The organism is Paenibacillus sp. BC26, from assembly GCF_900116125.1.
In the GTDB taxonomy this organism is placed as follows: Bacteria; Bacillota; Bacilli; order Paenibacillales; family Paenibacillaceae; genus Paenibacillus_Z; species Paenibacillus_Z lignilyticus.
The window spans coordinates 3,040,381-3,061,221 of record NZ_FPAD01000001.1; the positions used below are offsets into that span (position 1 = coordinate 3,040,381).

Here is a 20,841-nt window from a genome sequence, read left to right on the forward strand (position 1 = left end):
GATGTGCCTCCTCGATTCCAAGGATTATTATGAAAGTCTGAACATCTTATGTAGAAATCCTTTGACACCGCTAATCGCGGCGGCAGGAGGTTGAGGTACTTCAACGAATCGTTTCGCAATTTCCAAGATCGACTTCGACGCATCTGAACCCGGATAAGCTATTGCAAAAGGAACTTGTTTCTTCACAGCCTTTGTTACATTCGGATCATCCGGCAAAATGCCCAGCACCGGCAGTTCAATATTTAGAAAACGCTGTGCCACAAGACCGATTTTGTCTGCGGTTGCGTTGCCTTCCTTGGTATCGATTGCGCGATTCACAATCAGTTTGAATTTAACGTCATGCTCCATTGCCGTGACCATCTTAATTAGTGCATACGCATCCGTAATCGAGGTCGGTTCAGGTGTCGTGACCACGATGGTTTCCTGGGCAGCGGTTATGAATTTCACCGTTTCCTTCGAAAGACCCGCCCCGGTATCAAACAATATAAAATCGTATTGACCATGAAGCCTGCTAATTTGTTCAGCGAAGTAATTGAGCTGGTCCGCCGATAAATCAAGGAGATCTTTAAAGCCTGATCCGCCTGCTATAAAATGCACGCCTTGCGGGCCCTCTTGAATAATCTCCCAAATCGTTTTCTCTTGTTTCAAGAGATGATAGAGGTTATAAGGGGATGAAACGCCCATTAACACATCGATATTGGCCATTCCGATATCGGCATCGAAGATCAGAACCTTCTGCCCGATCCGTTGCAATGCAAGCGAGAAATTCAGACTAAAGTTGGATTTGCCAACGCCGCCTTTGCCGCTTGTGACCGTTATAACTTTTGTCGTTCGTCCTTCATTCTTCTGTTCTTGATTGCGCACTAAATTTCGCAGTGCTTCCGCTTGGTCAGTCATCATTGGGAATCCCCCAACAATTGCGAAACGTAAGTCGATACCTTGAATGTCGTAATATCATCAGGAACCGTTTGCCCGTATGCTATGTAAGTAGGACGAAGTCCCTGTTCCATTGCCAAATTGAGAATGGCGCCGCAAGCGTTCGTCTCATCCTGTTTGGTATAGAGCACCCGATCAATACCGTATTTCGCAAAATTCTCAGCCACGCTCGACATATCGGCAAACTTGCCGGTTAGACTGAGCACTAGGAACGTTTCAGATCGTCTGTCGGATTGCAGCAAGCTGTTCACTTCAGATACATAAAGCTCGTTGCGGAAGTTCCGCCCTGCCGTATCCATGAATATGAGCTCGCGATCTTCCAGCTGCTTGAAAGCTCTGGCAACCTCCGATGGCGAAAATACAACTTCAAGAGGAACATTCAGTATCGTAGCGTACGTTCTCAGTTGATCGACAGCGGCGATCCGATAGGTGTCCGAGGTGATGAAACCAACCTTTCGACCAGACTTCAACGTTTGCTCTGCAGCCAGTTTAGCAATAGAAGTCGTCTTCCCAACTCCCGTTGGGCCTACGAAATGGATAACCTGCGTTTCTCTTCCAATGACGCTGGCTTCGAAGTCCTTGAGCCATTCCAGCAGAATCTGTTCGGCGATTCGCCATACAGTCAATCGATCAACTGCAGTCGTTTGCGGCGATCGATCAGTAAGCTCCAGCTTCTCTTCGATTTCTTCTATTAATTTGTCGATCAACTTCTGGCTGACTTCTTGTTCCAGCAGCCGTTCCTGTAAACCTTGCAATGCCTCAGGCCTTGTTTCCAGCTTCTGCTGCTTCGACATTCTGACAATCCATTGCTTCATATCCCGGATTTCCGCAATCAGTTCCTCTTCTGTCAATCGAGGCTTTCGATTCTCTACTCCGGATTGCGGCTGTTGTACAGCTATTCTAGCTTCATAAGTAGCTGCCGGAGAAACGCGAGCCCCCGCTGGCACCTCAGGTGCATTATGAACGGCTGCATCCTGTCTTGTTGGTTTTTCTTTCGCGATTTGTTGCTCTGCGACTGCCGTTGACGCCATAGAAGCAATCGAAGCCATCATAGACGGTGACACCGTTGGCTGTTTAGCCGGTTGAGGGCGAGGAGGCGACTTAGGTGTAGGCGCTGATTGGCTTCCCGCCTCTATGGCCGCAATGACCTCGGTTTTCTTCTTGCCGAACATGCCAAGAAACCCGCCAACACGAATCTCTTTCGTATTCAAAATAATGGCGTCTACACCAAGCTCATTGCGAATCATCGGCAGCGCTTCGGGTAATGCATTGACCACATAACGCTTTACCTTCATAGATTCACCACTCCAATGCTTTGTACTTCAATACTTGGCTCGAGCTCGCTATAAGATAGAACAGGAACATCCTGCATCGTGCGTTCCACGATTTGTCTTAAATACATGCGAATAGTAGGCGATGCGAGCACGATCGGTTGATTGCCGGATTGAATCTGTTTATTTACCTGCTCATTCAACTTCTGGTAAATGGTTTGAGTTGAAACGGGATCTAAAGCCAAATAACTGCCTTGATCCGAGCTTTGAACCGATTCTGCTATCTTCTTCTCGAGTGTCGGCCCTACGGTAATTACGCGAAGCGTGTCTCCATTATGGGAGAACTGCTGTGTAATTTGTCGCGATAAGGCCTGGCGAACATACTCGGTCAGAATATCCGTATCCTTCGTATAGGTTCCATGATCCGCAAGCGCTTCGAAGATCGTTACCATATCGCGTATGGATACTTTCTCGCGCAGCAGCTTGGACAGGACCTTCTGGATTTCTCCGACGTTGAGTATAGACGGAATGAGTTCGTCCACCAATGCAGGGTAGGAATCTTTGACATTGTCCACAAGTGCCTTCGTCTCTTGGCGCCCGATCAGCTCATGCGCATGACGTTTAATTAGTTCTGTCAAATGGGTGGCGACAACGGACGGAGGATCCACGACGGTATAGCCCGTCAATTCAGCTCTTTCCTTGGTTGCCTCATCGATCCAGATAGCCGGTAAACCGAATGCCGGTTCCACGGTTTCGATACCGATAACCGACTCATCATCATATCCGGGACTCATTGCAAGATAGTGATTGAGCAGCAGCTCTCCGCGAGCTACCGTATTTCCTTTTATCTTAATTATGTATTCATTCGGTTTAAGCTGAATATTGTCTCGAATTCGGATAACCGGAACGACAAGCCCGAGTTCAAGCGCACATTGGCGGCGAATCATAATGATCCGATCCAGCAAATCGCCTCCCTGCTGCGTATCGGCAAGCGGGATCAAGCCATATCCAAATTCAAATTCAATCGGATCCACCTGCAGCAAGCTGATTACACTTTCAGGGCTTCGAACCTCTTCAATTTCCTGTTCTTCCACAAGAAGCTCTTGTGCCTCCTGTTCCTTCGTGAGCGATTTTTGCATCCGATAGGCACCGTACGAAATAATAGCTGCAAAAGGTAATGTGGCTATCGGTCCGATTGGCGTTCCAACTCCGAGCAGCGTAATTGTCCCTGCTACGATGTAAAGCAGTTTCGGATAACGAAACAGCTGTGAAGTCACATCATGAGCCAAGTTGCCGTCAGATGCTGCACGGGTCACGATTAAGCCTGTTGCCGTCGAAATCAATAGGGCAGGAATTTGACTGACCAGTCCGTCACCAATCGTTAGAACGGAGAACGTATGCAAAGAATCAGAAAAACTCATCCCATGAATCGACATCCCGATTACAAATCCGCCAAGTAGGTTAATAACAAGTATGATGATGGATGCAATGGCATCCCCTTTAACAAATTTGCTGGCACCATCCATCGAACCGTAGAAATCAGCTTCGCGTTCGATTTTCTGGCGGCGCTCTCTTGCTTGGACTTCGTTAATAAGGCCGGCATTCAAGTCGGCGTCGATGCTCATCTGTTTACCTGGCATTGCATCCAAGGTAAACCTTGCGGCAACTTCTGCGACACGTTCCGAACCTTTAGTAATAACAAGGAACTGAACCACAACAAGAATTAAGAACACAACGAACCCAATTGCAATTTGACCGCCGGCTACCCAGTTGCCGAAAGTCGCAACTACCTTACCCGCGTGGGCATGCTGAAGAATGTTTCGAGTTGTTGAAACGTTCAGTGCTAAACGAAACAAGGTTGTGATGAGCAGCAATGCCGGAAATATGGAAAATTCCAAAGCATCCTGCGTATTCATTGCGATTAGCAAAATCATAAGCGCAACTGAAATGTTGACTATAAGGAGCACGTCAAGCAAAGCCGGTGGAATCGGAATGACCATCATAAGAACGATGCCGATGATCCCGATTAGTATAGTCAGGTCTCTAGCCTTCATGACGTTCCCTCCTCCATAGATAAATGTAGATGATTACACTTTCTTTTTGAGCTTATATACATATGCCAGTACTTCCGCCACAGCCTGGAATAGGTCAACGGGAACCGAATCGCCGATTTCCGTTCGATCGTATAACGCTCTGGCAAGCGGCCTGTTTTCCATCATGATTACGCCGTTTTCCTTTGCCACTTCTTTAATGCGAAGGGCCACAAAATCCATCCCCTTTGCGATTACTTTAGGGGCATCCATCTTCGAGCCTTCATATTGAATGGCGATCGCGAAGTGGGTTGGGTTTGTGATGACGACGTCAGCCTTAGGTACATCCTGCATCATTCGCTGCAGAGCCATCCGGCGCTGCCGTTCTCGAATTTTGCCTTTAATGAGCGGATCACCTTCGGATTTCTTATATTCGTCCTTGATGTCTTGCTTCGACATCTTCAAGCTCTTCTCGTGTTCATACCGCTTGTACATGTAATCAAATAGTGCCAATACAGCAAGAATTGCACCAATATATAAGCCGAGCTTAATCGTGGTTCTCGCAATGAAACTAAATGTTTCGCTAATTGAAACGGTTGCAAGCTGCATAATGACATCCAGCTCACCCCATAGAATCCAATAAACCATGAATCCAATGAGTAGCAGCTTCAAAATATTTTTCACAAACTCCACTACGGAATGCATGGAGAAAATTTGTTTAAACCCTTTTATGGGGCTGATTTTACTGAATTTCATCATGAGCGGCTCACCGGTGAACATAATTCCGATCTGTGCGTAATTGCCCAAAATCGCAATGAGTACGGTGATTGCAAATATAGGCGCCAATAACATCAAGCACTGCATCATGAGATCAGAAAACAAGGTAACGATGTTTTCCGTCGTCACTTGCATCAACAGCTTCTGCTCTAATATCAGTCCAAATATGCGCATCAGACGAACCTTGTAGTAATCGCCCATCATGATAAAACTCAGAAAGATAAAGAATAGAATTAGTGCTGCCGGAATCTCCTGGCTTTTGGCCGTTTGGCCTTTCTTACGGGCATCTTGCCTTTTTTTCGGTGTTGCACGCTCTGTTTTTTCACCATTGAACATTTGTAAGTCGAGCGTCCAACGATACTTAACCATAATTACTGCCTCCTACCTAAGCTGCAGGACCTTGTAAAATGTCGAATAGCTTCCGCATGGCAGCGAACATCTGTTCAAACAAGTGCTCATACAGGATGACGAGACCTGGCATCATTACAGCCAACATGAGAAAGCCGACTAAAATTTTAATCGGGATCCCGATTACAAACACATTGTACTGAGGCGCTGTGCGCGCAAGAAAGCCAAGCCCAACGTCCGTCAAGAACATCGCAACAACCAGCGGTGCTGACATCTGAACGGCAAGCAGAAACGTCTGCCCAAACATGCCTGTCAAGTAACTGGTCATGCTCCCACTACTAAACTGAGCAAACAACGTATTGGTCAGAGGAATCCATTCATAACTTTGTAGTAAAGCGGAAAGCAAGTAATGATGTCCATTTATCGATAAGAAAACGAGGGTTGCGATCATCCCTTTGAAGTTACCCATAAGCGGTGCGGAAACACCTGTCATGGGGTCAATTATGTTAGCCATACCAAAGCCCATTTGCATATCAATCAAGCTACCTGCCGTATTTACAATGGTAAAAAACAGATAAGCTGCAAATCCGAGCAAAGCACCTGCCAAAATCTCTCGAATGATCGCTAGTACATAATCAGCATCGGGGACGATCGTTTGTTTGAGGCCATAAGTTAAAAAAACGAGCAGCGCGATAAAAAAAGAGAATCCCAATTTGAACGTATTCGGCACATTTCGAGTCGAAAAGATCGGCGCCACGACGAAAAACGCTGTAATTCGACAAAAAATAAGCAAAAAAATAGGAAATCCTTGAAGAAACAACTCCATCGATCCACAGCCTATCCGATGTATTTATACAAGTTATTCAGCAGGTTGTAAGTGAAATCGACCAACGTATTCAATATCCACGGCCCGAATAACAAGATGGAAAGCAGTACCGCCGCCACCTTAGGAACGAATGCCAGCGTCTGCTCCTGAATCTGTGTAGTAGCTTGGAAAATACTAACGATCAGTCCTACTACAAGTCCGATTAAGAGCATTGGCGCACTGGCTTTCAGTACCGTATATACAGCCTGTCCAGCTAAGGCGATGATGAAGTCAGTACTCATGCATGGACTCCTTCCTGACAGAACCTACGGATTAAAGCTTAACAGCAACGACTTGACGATCAGATACCAGCCATCTACCAGAACGAACAGTAAAATTTTGAAAGGCAGAGAGATCATAACCGGCGGAAGCATCATCATCCCCATCGCCATGAGCGTACTGGCGACCACCATGTCTATGATTAGAAACGGAATGAATATCATGAATCCCATCTGAAAAGAAGTGCGAAGCTCGCTTAGTGCGTAAGCCGGAACCATAATCGTAATCGGAACATCCTCAACGGATTTCGGCTTCTCTGTCTTCGTATATTTCAAAAATAAAAGTAAGTCTTTATCTCTCGTTTGCTTCATCATGAATCGCTTCATCGGTACAGCGGCTTTGTTAAGCGCTTCGGTTTGCGTCAATTCGCCTTTGAGATACGGCTGAAGAGCCACTTGATTCACTGAACTTAAAGTTGGCGCCATGATGAAGAAAGTGAGAAACATTGCAAGTCCGATCAATACTTGATTCGGAGGCATTTGCTGCGTTCCGAGTGAGGTTCGGACGAATCCCAGTACGATTACGATTCTAGTGAAACTGGTCATTAATACGAGAATGGCCGGAGCTACACTTAATACGGTGATCATCAGTAACAGGGAAAGCGCGCTCGTTCCAGGTGTTTCACTGCCGCTGTCTCCGATACTTACGCTGACATTGGGCAGCGGCTCTGCGAAGGCATGCGCATGAAACAATAAGGTGAACAGTTGTATAGCAGTAACCGCCAGTAATAGTTTTTTGTTCATTCGTCCAACAACCGATCATTTTGATTTCGCTCTTTTAGCAGCTCTTCTACCTTCTGCTTCTGATCCGACTGGCGCATCATCCCGTTATTGAGCAGTTCCTTGAAAGAAGTAGCCGCTTGCCAAGGTTCGCTCGTAGGTTCGTCCGCCTTGTTGGTTTTACGGAATCGACCGATGAAATCCGTCAGATTCGGTGTGTTCCAAGTACGGCCGTTCTGCTGTTCAATCGCTTCCAATATAGCCGATGCGGTTTCGGGATCATCGATTTTATCGAGAAGGGTGATATCTTCGCCAACGCCTACAACGTAAACTCTGCCGGAGAGCTCTACCACTTGCAGCGATTTATTCTGACCAAGCGGTATGCCTCCAAGCGATCGAAGCGCCCGGTTGGTCCCCCATCCACGATTGCGGCTGGAAAGCCATTTCATAACGAGAATGATTAATCCTACGACCAGCATGAGCGCAATGATGACCCAGATGTAGTACCCGATACTCGTTCCGATTACCGGTTTATCCTCATCACCGCTTATCTCTGCTGACGCAAGACTTGCTGTCAAAAGCCAGCCGGAGACAGCCATAGCAGCAAGTCGTACACCTTTTAAAACCCTCATTCTATTAACCTAGCGTTTTCTTGATCGCTTCAATTACGCGGTCAGCCTGGAAAGGTTTTACGATAAAGTCTTTTGCGCCGGCTTGAATGGCATCGATAACCATTGCTTGTTGTCCCATAGCGGAACACATAATTACTTTTGCATTGCCATCGAGCTTCTTGATTTCTTTCAGTGCAACGATACCGTCCATCTCAGGCATTGTAATATCCATGGTGATTAGATCCGGTTTCAATTCTTTGTATTTCTCAATTGCTTGTGCGCCGTCTTGCGCTTCCCCTACTACTTCGTATCCGTTCTTTGTAAGTATGTCGCGGATCATCATTCTCATAAATGCTGCGTCGTCTACGATTAAAATGCGATTTGCCATCGTTTCTTCCCCCTAAGGTGTTATTGTAATTTTTGGATACGGTCCCATTGGCTTACGATATCTGTGACACGAACACCGAAGTTCTCATCGATAACAACTACTTCGCCTTTGGCGATCAATTTGTTATTGACCAAAATATCAACCGGTTCCCCTGCCAGCTTGTCCAGCTCAATGATTGATCCCTGCGACAATTCAAGAATATCCTTGATTTGCTTCTGAGTTCTTCCTAATTCTACTGTGACCTTTAGCGGTATGTCGAGTAATAAATTTAAATTTGAATCGTCTGCTTGCACATACGGAGCGCCTTGAAAATTAGCAAATTGTACCGGCTGAACGTTCACGTTGCGGTTCGCTGCGGCACCATAAGTTTGAGGCCCTACCGGAGCTGCTGCATACTGCGGCATCGGCGGCTGCATGTAAGCCGCAGGAGGCGGCATATGAGCTGCAGGCGGTTCCGGAATATAGGCCGGAGGCGGTGTATGTATTGGTGCCGGCGCAGGTGCAGGTGCAGCTGCTGCAGGCGTATATACTGGCGCCGGAGCCGGAACCGGGGCTGGTGCAGGTGTCGGTTCAGACGAAGTTCCGCCCATCAGCGTATCTACCATCTCTTTCGCAAACGAAATCGGCAGCAGCTGCATAATGGTAGAATCAATCAAGTCTCCGATAGCCAAGCGGAACGACACTTTAATGAAGAGATCGTCCGGCGGAAGCTTCTCCACGCCTGAACCACTGTGAATATCCAAAATATCAATACCGGGCGGCGAGATGTTAACAAAACGGTTGAAGATCGTAGACATGGATGTAGCTGATGAACCCATCATCTGATTCATCGCTTCTTGAACCGCACTGATGTGGATCTCATTCAGCTCTGACCCCAGCAGCTTTCCTTCACCGCCAAGCATTAAATCCGCAATGGTCTGCGCATCTTTTGTTTTAATAACGAGAGAGTTGATCCCTTGGAAGCCATCGACATAGCTAACGGATACGGCTACATGCGGCTTCGGAAATTCATTATCAAGCTCACTGCGTCTGATCAAGGATACTTTTGGCGTTGTAATATCTACTTTTCTGCCAAGCAGTGTTGAAAGAGCAGTGGCTGCACTCCCGAATGTGATATTACCGATTTCTCCAAGTGCATCCTGCTCGATAGAGCTTAGGTAATTATTTAGTTCTTGCTCCCGGTTAAACGACTCCGGCATCTCGGGCTCATCGGAAGTCTGACGCAGCAAGGCATCGATTTCTTCTTGTGATAAGTAATCTTTACTCGTCATACTCTTCTTCCACTCCTTCAGTGAGGATTTGATCAATTTGAACGGCCATACGATCTTTAACCGATCCCGGACTGCCGATAAATTTCAGCTTATCCCCAACTTTAATATCAAGCCCTTGATCTATCGGTTTGCTAAGCGATATCACATCGCCGACAGAAAGTCCCAGAAACTCGCGAATCGAAATACTGGAGTTACCAAGCTCACAGACGATCGGCAGCTTCGCTTTCGTCACGCGCTGCTTCAGGACCTCTACTTCCTCGGGTGCCCTTGTCTTCTTCTGCGACACAAACCAATGGTGCACGGATAGCCTTGGCATGATCGGCTCGATAACGACGTGCGGGATACATAAGTTAATCATCCCGGTCGTATCACCGATCTTCGTGCTAAGCGATATCAGTGCGATGGTTTCGTTCGGTGACACGATCTGCATAAACTGCGGATTCGTTTCTAATGCTTCCATCCGTGGCGAAATATCGATGATCGTCTTCCATGCCTCTTGTAAGCTCTCGAATGCTCTACTGAAGATTCGTTCCATAATGTTCGTTTCGATTTCAGTCAGTGCGTTGATTTTGGAAGGCGCTAAACCTTGTCCGCCTAACAATCGATCCAGCATCGCATAAGCAACGTTCGGATGAACCTCAAGCACCATTCTGCCTTCTAAAGGCTCCGCCTCGAAAATATTTAGGATCGTCATCTTGGGAATGGAGCGGATAAACTCGTCATAAGGCAGCTGTTCTACTTGAACGACACTTATTTGTACAAAGGTACGAAGCTGTGCTGAGAAATAGGTGGTCAAGTATCGCGCGAAGTTTTCGTGTATCCGAGTTAAGCTTCGGATATGATCCTTCGAGAAACGGACCGCACGTTTGAATTCATAGACACGAATTTTCTTCTGCGTTTCTTCCTTTTTTAATTCCTCTGCGTCCATTTCACCGGATGATAAAGCAGCGAGCAACGCATCAATCTCGTTCTGCGACAGAACATCAACCAATTATTTCACCCCCTTCAAGGAATGCGTCATGTTGCAACCTAATGACTACAGCGTCGTCACGATAAAGTTTGTTACCTGTACCTTAATGAGTTTGCCTTCCGGCAGCTCCTGATTGATTAAATTCAGCAGCTTGGCACATAGCTCATCTTTGCCTGCGGATCCTTTAACTTCATCAGGCTTCATGTCGGACAATGTCCGAATAATGATAGGTTTGATTTGGATATCTTTAATTTTATCGAAATCTTCTTTCGTCGATTTCTCATCTAATTGAAAAGCAAGCCCTAGTACCGCGATGTATTCCGGGTCGGCCAGGTTTGTTTTAATATCCGTAATTTCGCTGGTTAATTTCACCCGTTCATCCGCAGTCAGCTTGACCACCTTTACGGCTTCCGCATTATTAGCCGCTTTGCCAACAGCGTCCTTCGAATCGTCCCCACCCATTAAGGAGTTGAACAAAATAACAGCTACGATAGCAATTAATGTGATCGCTAGTAAAATGGTAATCAGCCAGGGCAGCATTTTTTTCATGTCGAGGGTCCCTCCGAATGTTCACTCTTTATGGTAGCCGCATAGACGCCTATACTGCGAAGATACGACTGTATGGAGGCAATTACTTCATCGGCCTTATTCAATACCAATATTTTTTTTCCCGTAGTTAAGGTAATCAAGGTATCCGGTGTTTCTTCAACTTGCTCGATCAAGAGCGCGTTAATATGTAATGTCTTTCCGTTCAAACGCTTTACCGCGATCATGGACTTCCTCCTTAAACTAGCAGGGAGGCAGGTAGGCCTCCCCTACGGTTATTCACCTAGCGTTTCAAGTTAACAACCTCTTGCAAAATCTCGTCTGAAGTTGTTATGATCCGTGAGTTAGCTTGGAATCCACGCTGCGCAACGATCATTTCGGTAAATTCTGATGTCAAATCGACATTCGACATCTCCAATTGACCCGCAATAATTGCGCCGGTACCTGCCTCAGCGTCACCTGCCGTTGTCATGACCACTTCACCGTCAACGTTCGCATTTGGCGTCATTCGGTAAAGGTTGCCTCCGATTTTCTCAAGTCCGTTCGGATTCGTCACTTTCACGACGCCCAGCTGGAACCCAGATGGTTGGCTTTGACCGTCTGCACCAACTGAGATGATCGAGCCGTCTTGTGAAATGGTGAACGATTTAACCTCGGCAGGATCCAGAACGATCGGTCCGCCATTAGAATCTAATACAAACATGCCGTCGCCATTAACGAGTTGGCCTGCTGCATCGAGAGTGAAGTTACCTGCCCGAGTCAGATAAGGAGCTTCAGCACCGTCTGCCGATGGGGAAACCGCGAAGAATCCATCTCCATCAATTCGAACGTCAGTAGGAACATTGGTGGTCATTGCACTACCAGGTGTGTGGATCGTGTCGATCGAAGCAATGGCAACACCAAGTCCCACCTGCTTCGCATTGACGCCCCCGGTTGTTCCTTCTTCAGGACGCGTTACACCGGAAACCGTTTGGCTGAGAATATCTTTGAACATAACGCGGCCTGCTTTAAATCCTACCGTATTTACGTTCGCGATATTGTTGCCGATGACGTCAAGCTTCGTTTGAAAACCGCGCATGCCTGAAACGCCGGAGTACATAGATCTTAACATGAATTGTCAGCCTCCTAGTGGTGTATGTACAGTTAATCTGCCTTTCAAAGAAGTCTATCTTATGAGTCGCTTCAGTCGATCCACGACTCTTCGGCTTCCAATAAGAAGGTCCAGCCGATTAAGAAACAATGACTGCACTGTCGATTTGAGTAAATACATTGCCTTGGAGGGAGTTACCATCCAGTGCAGTGATGACAGTACGACTTGGAACATTGACAATCATCGCGATGTCCCGATAAACGACCAGCGAATCCTTCGCACCTTTTGCTGCAGCCTGATCGATGGCGTTCACGATTTTGGATATCGTTTCGGGTTTGAACGTGATACCGCGCTGCGCCATACGTAACTCGGCGTGATTGCTGAACTTAAGCACATTGCGATCCAGCACTTCTTTGAATGATGCTGTACCGGCTGCCGTGCTCTCCTGCTGGTTCGGTTTACGAAGCTGACTGTTACCGGTTAACCGTAAATGGCCAATCTTCAAGATATCATCCATTGATAGCTGCACCGCCTTGATCCGCGATCGATACGATGTCATCCAGCTTAATATCTTTATCACCGATTCTTGCGTATTGCGCTTTATCTTTAATAATGATGGACTCTACATTTCCGGTTACCGGAATCATCTCGCCGGTATTGGCGTATTCATACCACTGAACTTCCTTACCGATCATACTTGATGCCATTCCCAGGTTTTGACGGAGCATCGTTAACTGATCTGACATGTTAACCAGCTGCTCTACAGAAGAGAATTGCGCCATTTGCGCGATAAAATCCTTATCCTGCAAAGGCTGCATGGGATCTTGGTTCTGCAGCTGCGTTACAAGAATCCGAAGGAAATCATCTTTGCCCAGGGAGGTGTCCGCTTTCTTCTCAGCTGCTGCTTGCACATTGCTCGCACTATAATAAGGCCAGACGTTGCGGGTTGAAACATTATCACCGGACATTTTTCTCGTCACCTCCGATCTATAGGTTCTTCGTTATCATTCATAACCTTGGAATGGTTATGCTCGCGTATGAATACCTCGGCCTAAGCCCAGATCACGGTCAACCGCTTGTTCCACAGTCACTTCTTCCAGACCGGCATCAAAATCGATTTCTCCGTTTGCCTCATTGCCGGATTGGCGTTTGGACGTTCCTTGGTCTCTTCCGCTGTGACCTTGTCGGTCTTGGAACATGTTCGGCAATACAGGCGCTTGCGTTACCTCAAGCTTCTCTACTTGCATCCCCTGCGATAACAGAGCGGAACGAAGCTGTGCCATTTGATTCTCCAGCATATCCTTAGCAAGTACCGTGTCTGTCACGAACTGTGCAGTCAGTGTACCGTTATGCATCGAGATGTTGACATTAACTTGACCGAGATGTTCAGGGAATAAAGTCAATTGCGCGTTGGACATGCCATTGCTCGCCGTTACATTAAATTGGCTCACAACCATCTTCTGAATTGTTGAAGCAAATTGCTGAATGGGAACTGGCTGATCAACCGACTGCTTCGCTGCTGTCATCGCTTGGCGCTGCAATTCTTGATTGCCGGCTAATAGAGCGAAATTGATACTGCTCGGCTCTGATAGCGACTGCAACGTTTCAGTTTCGACTTGTTCAACTGCTTCCGGCTTGACTGCTGTTTTCAATAGCCCTACATGAAGCAATTGGTGGGCCATTCGCTGAAGATGATTATTAGTAGGTGTAGGGGCTGTTTGCAAAGCTCGAATGGAATCGATCCCGTTTGCCTGATTGGATGATTGAGCTGCCGAGCTAACTGTCGGCTCCGATTGCTTTCCGTTAATCAATTGCTCAAGCGCAATCAGCTGCTTGCTCACCAAACCATTTTGTTCGCGATCGGCCGCATTTCCCTTTTGCTTTTGCAAGAGTAACCGCAAATCGGATAATGCATCCTGCAAGCCCGCTTTCAATGCCGAGATGGCTTCCAGACCGGCCGACTCTGTGCCAGCAGCATCAGAAGTCGTCTGCCCTGATTGACCTTGAAGATTGGCTGCCATCGCTTGACCATTATTCAAGCCCGCCATGATACTTAGCAATTCGTTGATCCCACCGGCTGAATCGCCTTCGCCTTGTGTACTGTTAGCGCTTGTTTGATCCCCTGTAAGCGGAAGCGCTGGTTGTGCAATGGGCATGCCCGATAGCATACTCAGCAGATTGTCTAACTGAGCCAGAGCGTCGCTCAAGCTGCTTTCCGTTGTCGTTTCAGCCAATTCTTCACTGTCTGCAGCGTCAAGCTTCTTTAGAAGCTCTTCAATTGCAGCAAGCAGATCAGCAGCCGAAACGTTGTCGCCCAGCAGAGAGGCCAGCGTATTCACCGGTAATTGGGAAACAACTCCCGTTTCTTTGGAAAGTTGTGTAGGCGTCGAACCGGCTCCATTACCGGCAAGCGTCTGAACCAAGGTCTGGTTAAACTCATTGCCTTCCGTCCCCTTAACAGACGATGAACCTGATACCGCAGAAGGAGCACTGGCATTAGGTGAAGCATTGGATACTGGCATTTGCATGTTGTTTTTCACCTCCTTTAGCAAACCGTTTATTTGCCAAGCATGAGTTTAGAAACTAATTGCGCCGTAATATCTTTGTTCAATCCCGACATTTCCGCAATAATTTTGGAGCGTGATGCATCGTCAACGGCGTTTAGAATACGAAGCACTTTGCTTGGACTCACATCGGCCATCTTAAGCAGCAACTCTCCGGCACTTGCAGGATCCATGGTCGAGAAAGTTGTATTCAGCTGAGCTTTGCTTAGTACGATCTCTGGTTGCGCAACTGCGGAATCCTGTTTCTTAATCCTGGCTTGCAGCGCGGCGATTTGCCGATCCTTAGCTGTCTTCACATCTTTCAGCTTCACGGTAGCTTCGGCAGCTTTCTTCGGATTCATTTTCTCAAGCACCAGAACACGATCATCCGGTTTCATAGCATCCAGTACGAGCACCGCTTCATCCATTTCCATGCTTTCGAGAATTGGAGCCGCTTTGCTAGGTGTAATTTTGCCGTACATGGAGGCAAGCTCATTAATTTTATTTTGGTACTCTGCATCCTCAAGCGCCTTCTTCGTTCCATCTTGCTTGAGCTGTTCCACTTGAGCCTGAAGATCTTTAAGCTGCTGCGACAATCTCGTTTTCTCATCTGCGGCCTTGCTGAGCTCGGTCTCTTTAACCGTCAGCTGCGCCCGCAGTTCGCTGATTTTAGCTGTCGTATTTTCCGCTTTGATTTTGCCCTCATCGACAACGGCAGCATTCTCATCCGTCGCAGGATCCGGCAGCACTTTATTCAAGAACGGAACGGTATTCCCGATTTCAAGTGCCTTATTTCTTAAGTCGAAATTAAACAGGGTGACCAGTACGCCAAGTAGGATGAGCGTAAACAAGATCGGCGTAACAAAAAACATAAACCGTTCAAACCCGCTGTAGCCTTGCTTTTCCATATCCAAATCCGCCAAAATAAGTCCCTCCCTCGGGTATTGGCTCCCGATTCGCAAAACATCTCAACTGTTAGTGTGCTGCGTACATGAACCGGACAGAGGCCATTTCATCAAGCTCATTCTGCTCGACAAGCAGCATGTCTGCTTGGAAACGCTGGCGCGCGTTATCCTTCGATTTCTGCCATACCTTCTCGTCTTTCATTCGTTCAGACAATGCAATCCGCTTCACTTCGACGGCAGCTTCGGCTTTTTGGATGTCCATCATTTTCTGCTTAATGCAGATATCCAGATATTCGATGTACTCTTGGATAACCATTAGTTCTGAGAGTGTCACCGCTTGATTGGATGAAAGCTGTAGACGGTTACTCCATTCGGATCGGTCCTGATGGAGCTTCAAGAGGGATTGCTCCTCCGTCTGAAGCTCGCCGACTACAACGGATAACTGCCATTCCGCTTGCGATTTCTCGCTTGTTTTTAAGTCGACGATTTTTTGATAGGCGTAACGAAATCGTGCCATCTAGCTAGTTCATCTCCCATGTGAGGCATGAAATTCGTGAATGAGCCTCTTTTTCGATTCTTCATAGCCAACCTTTTCGTTCGTTTTCTGACGAGTGAAGGACCAGATATTATCGATAGAATCAATTGCTTGATCAATTTTTTCGTTAGAACCGCGTTGGTACGCCCCAATATTAATCAGATCTTCCGAATCTTTATAAATAGCGAGCAAACGTTTCAGTTCATTCGCTGCATCTTGCTGTTCTTCAGGCACAATTTCCTTCATGACCCGGCTAATCGATTGAAGTACGTCGATCGCAGGAAAATGACCTTTATGTGCTAAAGCACGGCTGAGCACGATATGTCCGTCCAGTATTCCGCGAACCGCATCGGCAATAGGTTCATTCATATCGTCACCATCTACCAGGACGGTGTAGAATGCTGTAATCGAGCCTCGTTCGCCGGTACCTGCACGTTCCAGCAGTTTGGGTAAGTTAGCAAACACGGAAGGCGTATAACCTCTTGTTGCAGGAGGTTCGCCGATGGCTAGTCCCACTTCACGAAGTGCCATTGCATAACGTGTTACGGAATCCATCATCAGCATGACATTCAGTCCACGATCACGAAAATATTCCGCAATGGTCGTGGCGATAAGCGCGCCTTTAATCCGGATTAATGCAGGTTGATCAGAGGTTGCAACAATGACTACGGAGCGAGCCAGTCCTTCAGGGCCAAGATCCTTCTCCATGAACTCAAGAACTTCCCGACCACGTTCACCGATTAAGGCGATCACGTTGACGTCAGCCGAAGTGTTTCTTGCGACCATGCCGAGAAGTGTACTCTTCCCTACACCGGAACCAGCGAAAATACCGACACGCTGACCTTGCCCTACTGTTAACAAGCCATCAATCGCACGGACACCAATGCTGAGAGGATCTTTAACTCTCGGTCTTGAAAGCGGATTGCTCGGCAGATTATGAGTTGAATGATGCGGCATGCGGCTTGAAATATAAGATCCGTCCAGCGGCTGTCCGAGACCATCTAACACTTTACCCAGCAAGTCAGAACCAACCTGCACAGTTAGAGGCTTACCGGTACCAACCACATCGCAGCCCGGTCCGATAGACTGGAGCTCGCCAAGCGGCATCAGGATTACCTTGTTATTGCGAAAACCGACGACCTCTGCTTTCAGAGGCTTGGTAGACTTGGCCGGATAGATCAAGCAAACATCGCCGATACTGGCGTCCGGTCCTTCGGATTCAACGGTTAACCCAATAACCTGTGTGACCTTGCCATTGACGCGAACTGGATCAATTGGACGCAAATGTTCAATGTAGCGATCTACATCCAACCTATTAGTAGTCATCAGCTTCTCCTCGTTCATCCGCTTGGTGTGCTAATTGGATGAGTTCGCGTTTGATTTCAGCCAACTGCGTATCAATTCGCGCATCGATGCTTCCGAAAGAAGAGCGGATGACGCAACCGAATTCCTTGACCGAAACATCCGGCACAATTTGCAATTCAGCTTGGGAATCAATGACGAGTGACAATTCTTCACGCGCCGCCTGCACGAACGTTAGCTGCAGAGGAGATACGCATAACGTGATAACGCCTTGCTCCCTCCGCCGTTCCAGCGACTTGCGAATGATGTCCAGTGACCAATTCGGATCAATCGTTAATTGCTTCTGAATGATCTTCTCGGCTATTGCGGTACTGAGCGCAACAACGAACGGTTCCGCCTCTTGAATGATTTGTTCCTTAGTTTCATAGGCAGAATCGAGAATCGCCCTGGCTTCCGTCAGCATCACTTCCCAGTGAGCTTGAACATCCGCCTCGGCTTGCGCCTTGCCTTCTTGGTAGCCCTGCTGGAACCCTTCTTGATGGACTTGCTCCATCAGTTGTTCATCCTGCAGACGACGCTCTAACCACCATTGGTCAATTTGGGCATTAGCCTCTGCGTGCATCGACTCAATCTGCTCGCCTGTCTCTTGAATGCGCTGCTTGGCGAATTGTTCGGCATCGCCCAGGATTTGATCTCGCATCGTAAGCGTTTCGGCACTTGGCCCTGCAGGTTCGCTTTGCTCTTCATCAGGCACAGGCGTTTGAATATATTTGTTATACCATTCAAGCCGCTTTAAATCTTCTACTGATATGACATGCGAAGATTTGTACAACTTAGACAATGATATCATCCCCTCCACCGCGGGCGATGATGATTTCACCGGACTCTTCGAGTCTACGGATCGTTGCTACGATGCGGGTTTGAGCTTCTTCAACGTCACGCAGCCGGACAGGTCCCATATATTCCATTTCTTCCTTGAACGTCTCTGCCATACGCTTGGACATGTTGCGGAAGATCGCTTCTCGAACTTCTTCACTGGCAACTTTAAGCGCAAGCTGCAGATCGGCATTCTCGATATCGCGGATAATACGTTGGATCGAACGGTTGTCGATATTGACGATATCTTCGAAAACGAACATTCTTTTCTTGATTTCTTCGGCCAGTTCCGGATCTTGAATCTCAAGCGCATCCAGGATCGTACGCTCTGTTCCGCGGTCGACGCCATTTAATATTTGAACAATTGATTCAATACCGCCCGCACTTGTGTAATCTTGAGTAACGGTAGCTGAAAGCTTCTGTTCGAGAATGCGTTCCACTTGCGAAATCACTTCCGGTGAAGTGCTGTCCATAAGCGCTACTCGGCGAGCAACCTCAGCTTGCTTCTCTTGCGGTAACGATGAAAGAATCTGAGAAGCTTGCTCTGCTTGCAAGTAAGAAAGCACCAATGCGATCGTTTGCGAATTCTCGTTCTGAATGAAGTTGAGAATTTGGCTCGCTTCCGCTTTGCGGGCAAAGTCGAAAGGCCGAACTTGCAATGTCGCCGTTAAACGGTTGATAACTTCCATTGCCTTGCTTTCGCCGAGCGCCTTCTCAAGAATTTCACGAGCATAGGTAATGCCGCCTTGCGAAATATATTCTTGTGCAACACAGATTTGATGAAAGTCATTTAAAATCGTTTCTTTGTCCAGCGTATCAACTTTGCGAACATTAGCGATTTCCAGCGTCAGCTGTTCAATTTCTTCTTCTCTCAAATGTTTGAAGATTTGAGCGGATACTTCAGGTCCGAGCGAGATTAACAATATTGCCGCTTTTTGTCGACCACTGAATCCATGCATTCTTGCCACCCTGGCCACCTCTATTCATCAACAAGCCAAGTCCGGAGCAAATTAACAAATTCCTCTGGTTTGCGCTTGGCAAGTGTTTCAAGCTGCTTGCGTACTTGACTTTCGTTTTGGACGGTTTCCAAATCGATTGTAGGATATTCGACTTTCGCTTGATTTGCTGCAAGTTCTTCTGCTTGAGCTGCTTGTTTGCGACGTCTTACAACGACATAACCAAGTCCGCCAATGATAGCAAGCGCCGCAAGTCCGATAGCGGTTAACCAGCCTGTCGATAAGATTGCAGAAGCAGAAGCACTGCCGTTGTCGACAAAAGTTTGCGCCATGATTGAAACCTTTTTGGCCATCAACGCGTCATCATTTACATCTTGACCTGATTCTACTAATTGCGACCGAATCAAAGATGTTAGGAAATTATTAATATCATTTTTCGATTCGTCATTAAGTTTGCTCTTCTCTACGCCGATACTAATAGATAAGTCCTTAATGGCATAGGGTCCTGATTCGATTTGATTATGAATCTTATCAAAATCATAGTTTGTCGTGCGACTGTTCTCTTCAGAGGTACCGCCGGCGCCTTGATCAGCAGTATATCCGGGAACATCCGTTTCACCTGTTCCGGCTACGCCGCCTGCTCCGCCTGCTCCGGTTGCGGTTTTGTTATTCTGAGATTCGCTCACTACGATTCCGTTGCCGTTATTGTTCTCAAGTGGCCGTACGAGATTTTGATCCGATACTTTCTTCTCGAAATTAAGCGAGCTCGAAACATTGACAACCAGATCTTCCATGCCCACCATCGGTGCCAGGAACGTTTGGATTTTTTGCTTTAGATCATTCTCATATTTGCGCTGCAACTGGTAATGCGTTTCGATTAAATCTCCACCGGTGGCTGCGCCTCCGATATCATCCGATGCAAGCAGTTCACCTTCGGGGCTAGAGATCGTAATGTTCTCGAGCTTGATATTAGGAATCGAGCTTTTCACCAAATTATAGTAGCCGTCAACTTCTTTCTGACTAGGTCGATAGCCCGGACGGAAAGACATTGTAATAGCAGCAGAAGACTGTTCTTTCTCCTCTTCTGTCATAAACGGAGATTCATTCGGAATCGTTACGAGAACATTCGATTTCTGAACGCCTTGCATACCGTTTAGCAGCTGCTGAATTTCTCCATTCAAGGCATTTCTTAATTTCACGTCGAATTCACGATCCGTTGAACCAAACATGGAATTCGTATCATTGAATATGTCGAGCCCGATTGAACCGTTTCGAACAATCCCCTGCGAGCCCGCTTCGATTTTAACCTTTGCGGCATCCGCAGCCGGAACCAGAATGCTCTGTCCGCCGTTTTCGAGCTTGTAAGGAATTTTGCTCGTGTCCAAATACTCCATTACAGCCGCAGCATCTGTACTATCCAAATCGCGAAACGCGACTTCATAACTCACTCTTGAGAAAATCATAGTCAGCAATACAATTGTCAGAACAAGTACGCCTACCGAGGCTCCCAGCCAAATTTTCTGTCTCTTCTCCATTGCATTCCAATATTGAGCAACTTTAGCTCGATACTGGGCAAATTTCTCGTTCACAATTTCACCTCACTGTTATGCTCTAATGCCATTC

General features: G+C 47.1%; 23 protein-coding genes. All 23 read right to left on the reverse strand.

Annotation, left to right across the window (positions count from 1 at the left end):
• Positions 1 to 27: 27 nt before the first annotated feature.
• The 23 genes from BM412_RS13550 to fliF all read right to left on the reverse strand — a co-directional run bounded on the left by BM412_RS13550 (position 28) and on the right by fliF (position 20,807).
• Positions 28 to 897: a MinD/ParA family protein gene (locus tag BM412_RS13550; RefSeq protein WP_091220414.1), complete on the reverse strand. Its 870-nt coding sequence runs from the start codon at positions 895 to 897 to the stop codon at positions 28 to 30.
• Positions 897 to 2,231 carry a flagellar biosynthesis GTPase FlhF gene (gene flhF, locus BM412_RS13555; RefSeq protein ID WP_091218715.1) on the reverse strand — a complete coding sequence of 445 codons (1,335 nt, stop codon included), beginning with the start codon at positions 2,229 to 2,231 and terminating at the stop codon, positions 897 to 899. The genes BM412_RS13550 and flhF overlap by 1 nt, the downstream gene beginning before the upstream one ends.
• Positions 2,228 to 4,261: a flagellar biosynthesis protein FlhA gene (gene flhA / locus BM412_RS13560; protein ID WP_091218718.1), complete on the reverse strand. Its 2,034-nt coding sequence runs from the start codon at positions 4,259 to 4,261 to the stop codon at positions 2,228 to 2,230. Before flhA ends, flhF begins: the two co-directional genes overlap by 4 nt.
• 33 nt (positions 4,262 to 4,294) lie before the next feature.
• Positions 4,295 to 5,383 carry a flagellar biosynthesis protein FlhB gene (flhB, locus tag BM412_RS13565; protein ID WP_091218720.1) on the reverse strand — a complete coding sequence of 363 codons (1,089 nt, stop codon included), beginning with the start codon at positions 5,381 to 5,383 and terminating at the stop codon, positions 4,295 to 4,297.
• A 16-nt stretch (positions 5,384 to 5,399) separates the two neighbouring features.
• The gene (fliR, locus tag BM412_RS13570) at positions 5,400 to 6,188 is read right to left on the reverse strand and encodes a flagellar biosynthetic protein FliR (protein WP_091218723.1); all 789 of its coding nucleotides are present in this window, start codon (positions 6,186 to 6,188) and stop codon (positions 5,400 to 5,402) included.
• An 11-nt stretch (positions 6,189 to 6,199) separates the two neighbouring features.
• On the reverse strand, positions 6,200 to 6,469 hold the full coding sequence (gene fliQ, locus BM412_RS13575; protein WP_091218725.1) for a flagellar biosynthesis protein FliQ: 270 nt from the start codon (positions 6,467 to 6,469) through the stop codon (positions 6,200 to 6,202).
• Between the two features lie 24 nt (positions 6,470 to 6,493).
• Positions 6,494 to 7,249: a flagellar type III secretion system pore protein FliP gene (fliP, locus tag BM412_RS13580; RefSeq protein WP_091218727.1), complete on the reverse strand. Its 756-nt coding sequence runs from the start codon at positions 7,247 to 7,249 to the stop codon at positions 6,494 to 6,496.
• The gene (locus BM412_RS13585) at positions 7,246 to 7,857 is read right to left on the reverse strand and encodes a flagellar biosynthetic protein FliO (RefSeq protein WP_091218730.1); all 612 of its coding nucleotides are present in this window, start codon (positions 7,855 to 7,857) and stop codon (positions 7,246 to 7,248) included. The genes fliP and BM412_RS13585 overlap by 4 nt, the downstream gene beginning before the upstream one ends.
• 4 nt (positions 7,858 to 7,861) lie before the next feature.
• Positions 7,862 to 8,224 (reverse strand): response regulator, encoded by a 363-nt coding sequence (locus BM412_RS13590; RefSeq protein ID WP_091218732.1) that lies wholly within the window; start codon positions 8,222 to 8,224, stop codon positions 7,862 to 7,864.
• Positions 8,225 to 8,244: 20 nt separating this feature from the next.
• Positions 8,245 to 9,495: a flagellar motor switch phosphatase FliY gene (gene fliY, locus BM412_RS13595; protein WP_091218735.1), complete on the reverse strand. Its 1,251-nt coding sequence runs from the start codon at positions 9,493 to 9,495 to the stop codon at positions 8,245 to 8,247.
• Positions 9,485 to 10,486, reverse strand: coding sequence for a flagellar motor switch protein FliM (gene fliM, locus BM412_RS13600; protein WP_091218738.1), 1,002 nt, complete (start codon positions 10,484 to 10,486; stop codon positions 9,485 to 9,487). Before fliM ends, fliY begins: the two co-directional genes overlap by 11 nt.
• A 45-nt stretch (positions 10,487 to 10,531) precedes the next feature.
• Positions 10,532 to 11,014, reverse strand: coding sequence for a flagellar basal body-associated FliL family protein (locus BM412_RS13605; protein WP_091218739.1), 483 nt, complete (start codon positions 11,012 to 11,014; stop codon positions 10,532 to 10,534).
• Positions 11,011 to 11,238 (reverse strand): flagellar FlbD family protein, encoded by a 228-nt coding sequence (locus tag BM412_RS13610; RefSeq protein WP_091218742.1) that lies wholly within the window; start codon positions 11,236 to 11,238, stop codon positions 11,011 to 11,013. The genes BM412_RS13605 and BM412_RS13610 overlap by 4 nt, the downstream gene beginning before the upstream one ends.
• A gap of 56 nt (positions 11,239 to 11,294) precedes the next feature.
• Complete coding sequence (gene flgG, locus BM412_RS13615; RefSeq protein WP_091218744.1) at positions 11,295 to 12,122, reverse strand: flagellar basal body rod protein FlgG; 828 nt, start codon at positions 12,120 to 12,122, stop codon at positions 11,295 to 11,297.
• Between the two features lie 118 nt (positions 12,123 to 12,240).
• Positions 12,241 to 12,618 carry a TIGR02530 family flagellar biosynthesis protein gene (locus tag BM412_RS13620; RefSeq protein ID WP_091218747.1) on the reverse strand — a complete coding sequence of 126 codons (378 nt, stop codon included), beginning with the start codon at positions 12,616 to 12,618 and terminating at the stop codon, positions 12,241 to 12,243.
• Positions 12,611 to 13,069 carry a flagellar hook capping FlgD N-terminal domain-containing protein gene (locus BM412_RS13625; protein WP_091218749.1) on the reverse strand — a complete coding sequence of 153 codons (459 nt, stop codon included), beginning with the start codon at positions 13,067 to 13,069 and terminating at the stop codon, positions 12,611 to 12,613. Before BM412_RS13625 ends, BM412_RS13620 begins: the two co-directional genes overlap by 8 nt.
• 57 nt (positions 13,070 to 13,126) lie before the next feature.
• Positions 13,127 to 14,629, reverse strand: a complete 1,503-nt coding sequence (locus BM412_RS13630; RefSeq protein ID WP_091218752.1) for a flagellar hook-length control protein FliK — start codon at positions 14,627 to 14,629, stop codon at positions 13,127 to 13,129.
• Positions 14,630 to 14,658: 29 nt separating this feature from the next.
• The gene (locus tag BM412_RS13635; protein ID WP_091218755.1) at positions 14,659 to 15,567 is read right to left on the reverse strand and encodes a MotE family protein; all 909 of its coding nucleotides are present in this window, start codon (positions 15,565 to 15,567) and stop codon (positions 14,659 to 14,661) included.
• A 52-nt stretch (positions 15,568 to 15,619) separates the two neighbouring features.
• Positions 15,620 to 16,066 (reverse strand): flagellar export protein FliJ, encoded by a 447-nt coding sequence (gene fliJ / locus BM412_RS13640; protein ID WP_091218758.1) that lies wholly within the window; start codon positions 16,064 to 16,066, stop codon positions 15,620 to 15,622.
• A gap of 9 nt (positions 16,067 to 16,075) precedes the next feature.
• A complete protein-coding gene (gene fliI, locus BM412_RS13645; RefSeq protein WP_091218760.1) occupies positions 16,076 to 17,410 on the reverse strand; it encodes a flagellar protein export ATPase FliI in 1,335 nt (444 codons plus the stop codon).
• Positions 17,400 to 18,227, reverse strand: coding sequence for a FliH/SctL family protein (locus tag BM412_RS13650; RefSeq protein WP_091218762.1), 828 nt, complete (start codon positions 18,225 to 18,227; stop codon positions 17,400 to 17,402). Before BM412_RS13650 ends, fliI begins: the two co-directional genes overlap by 11 nt.
• Positions 18,220 to 19,221 carry a flagellar motor switch protein FliG gene (gene fliG / locus BM412_RS13655; RefSeq protein ID WP_091218765.1) on the reverse strand — a complete coding sequence of 334 codons (1,002 nt, stop codon included), beginning with the start codon at positions 19,219 to 19,221 and terminating at the stop codon, positions 18,220 to 18,222. The genes BM412_RS13650 and fliG overlap by 8 nt, the downstream gene beginning before the upstream one ends.
• Before the next feature lie 20 nt (positions 19,222 to 19,241).
• Positions 19,242 to 20,807, reverse strand: a complete 1,566-nt coding sequence (gene fliF / locus BM412_RS13660; RefSeq protein ID WP_091218768.1) for a flagellar basal-body MS-ring/collar protein FliF — start codon at positions 20,805 to 20,807, stop codon at positions 19,242 to 19,244.
• Positions 20,808 to 20,841: the final 34 nt, after the last annotated feature.

Bases quoted from the DNA above. Each gene is read 5' to 3' on its own strand.
- BM412_RS13590 (WP_091218732.1), bottom strand. From the start codon at position 8,224: ATGGCAAATCGCATTTTAATCGTAGACGACGCAGCATTTATGAGAATG.
- flgG (WP_091218744.1), bottom strand. From the start codon at position 12,122: ATGTTAAGATCTATGTACTCCGGCGTTTCAGGCATGCGCGGTTTTCAA.
- fliG (WP_091218765.1), bottom strand. From the start codon at position 19,221: ATGCATGGATTCAGTGGTCGACAAAAAGCGGCAATATTGTTAATCTCG.
- BM412_RS13550 (WP_091220414.1), bottom strand. From the start codon at position 897: ATGACTGACCAAGCGGAAGCACTGCGAAATTTAGTGCGCAATCAAGAA.
- fliR (WP_091218723.1), bottom strand. From the start codon at position 6,188: ATGGAGTTGTTTCTTCAAGGATTTCCTATTTTTTTGCTTATTTTTTGT.
- fliQ (WP_091218725.1), bottom strand. From the start codon at position 6,469: ATGAGTACTGACTTCATCATCGCCTTAGCTGGACAGGCTGTATATACG.
- flhF (WP_091218715.1), bottom strand. From the start codon at position 2,231: ATGAAGGTAAAGCGTTATGTGGTCAATGCATTACCCGAAGCGCTGCCG.
- flhB (WP_091218720.1), bottom strand. From the start codon at position 5,383: ATGGTTAAGTATCGTTGGACGCTCGACTTACAAATGTTCAATGGTGAA.
- BM412_RS13630 (WP_091218752.1), bottom strand. From the start codon at position 14,629: ATGCAAATGCCAGTATCCAATGCTTCACCTAATGCCAGTGCTCCTTCT.
- fliY (WP_091218735.1), bottom strand. From the start codon at position 9,495: ATGACGAGTAAAGATTACTTATCACAAGAAGAAATCGATGCCTTGCTG.
- fliP (WP_091218727.1), bottom strand. From the start codon at position 7,249: ATGAACAAAAAACTATTACTGGCGGTTACTGCTATACAACTGTTCACC.
- BM412_RS13605 (WP_091218739.1), bottom strand. From the start codon at position 11,014: ATGAAAAAAATGCTGCCCTGGCTGATTACCATTTTACTAGCGATCACA.
- BM412_RS13610 (WP_091218742.1), bottom strand. From the start codon at position 11,238: ATGATCGCGGTAAAGCGTTTGAACGGAAAGACATTACATATTAACGCG.
- fliJ (WP_091218758.1), bottom strand. From the start codon at position 16,066: ATGGCACGATTTCGTTACGCCTATCAAAAAATCGTCGACTTAAAAACA.
- BM412_RS13585 (WP_091218730.1), bottom strand. From the start codon at position 7,857: ATGAGGGTTTTAAAAGGTGTACGACTTGCTGCTATGGCTGTCTCCGGC.
- flhA (WP_091218718.1), bottom strand. From the start codon at position 4,261: ATGAAGGCTAGAGACCTGACTATACTAATCGGGATCATCGGCATCGTT.
- fliI (WP_091218760.1), bottom strand. From the start codon at position 17,410: ATGACTACTAATAGGTTGGATGTAGATCGCTACATTGAACATTTGCGT.
- BM412_RS13625 (WP_091218749.1), bottom strand. From the start codon at position 13,069: ATGTCCGGTGATAATGTTTCAACCCGCAACGTCTGGCCTTATTATAGT.
- BM412_RS13620 (WP_091218747.1), bottom strand. From the start codon at position 12,618: ATGGATGATATCTTGAAGATTGGCCATTTACGGTTAACCGGTAACAGT.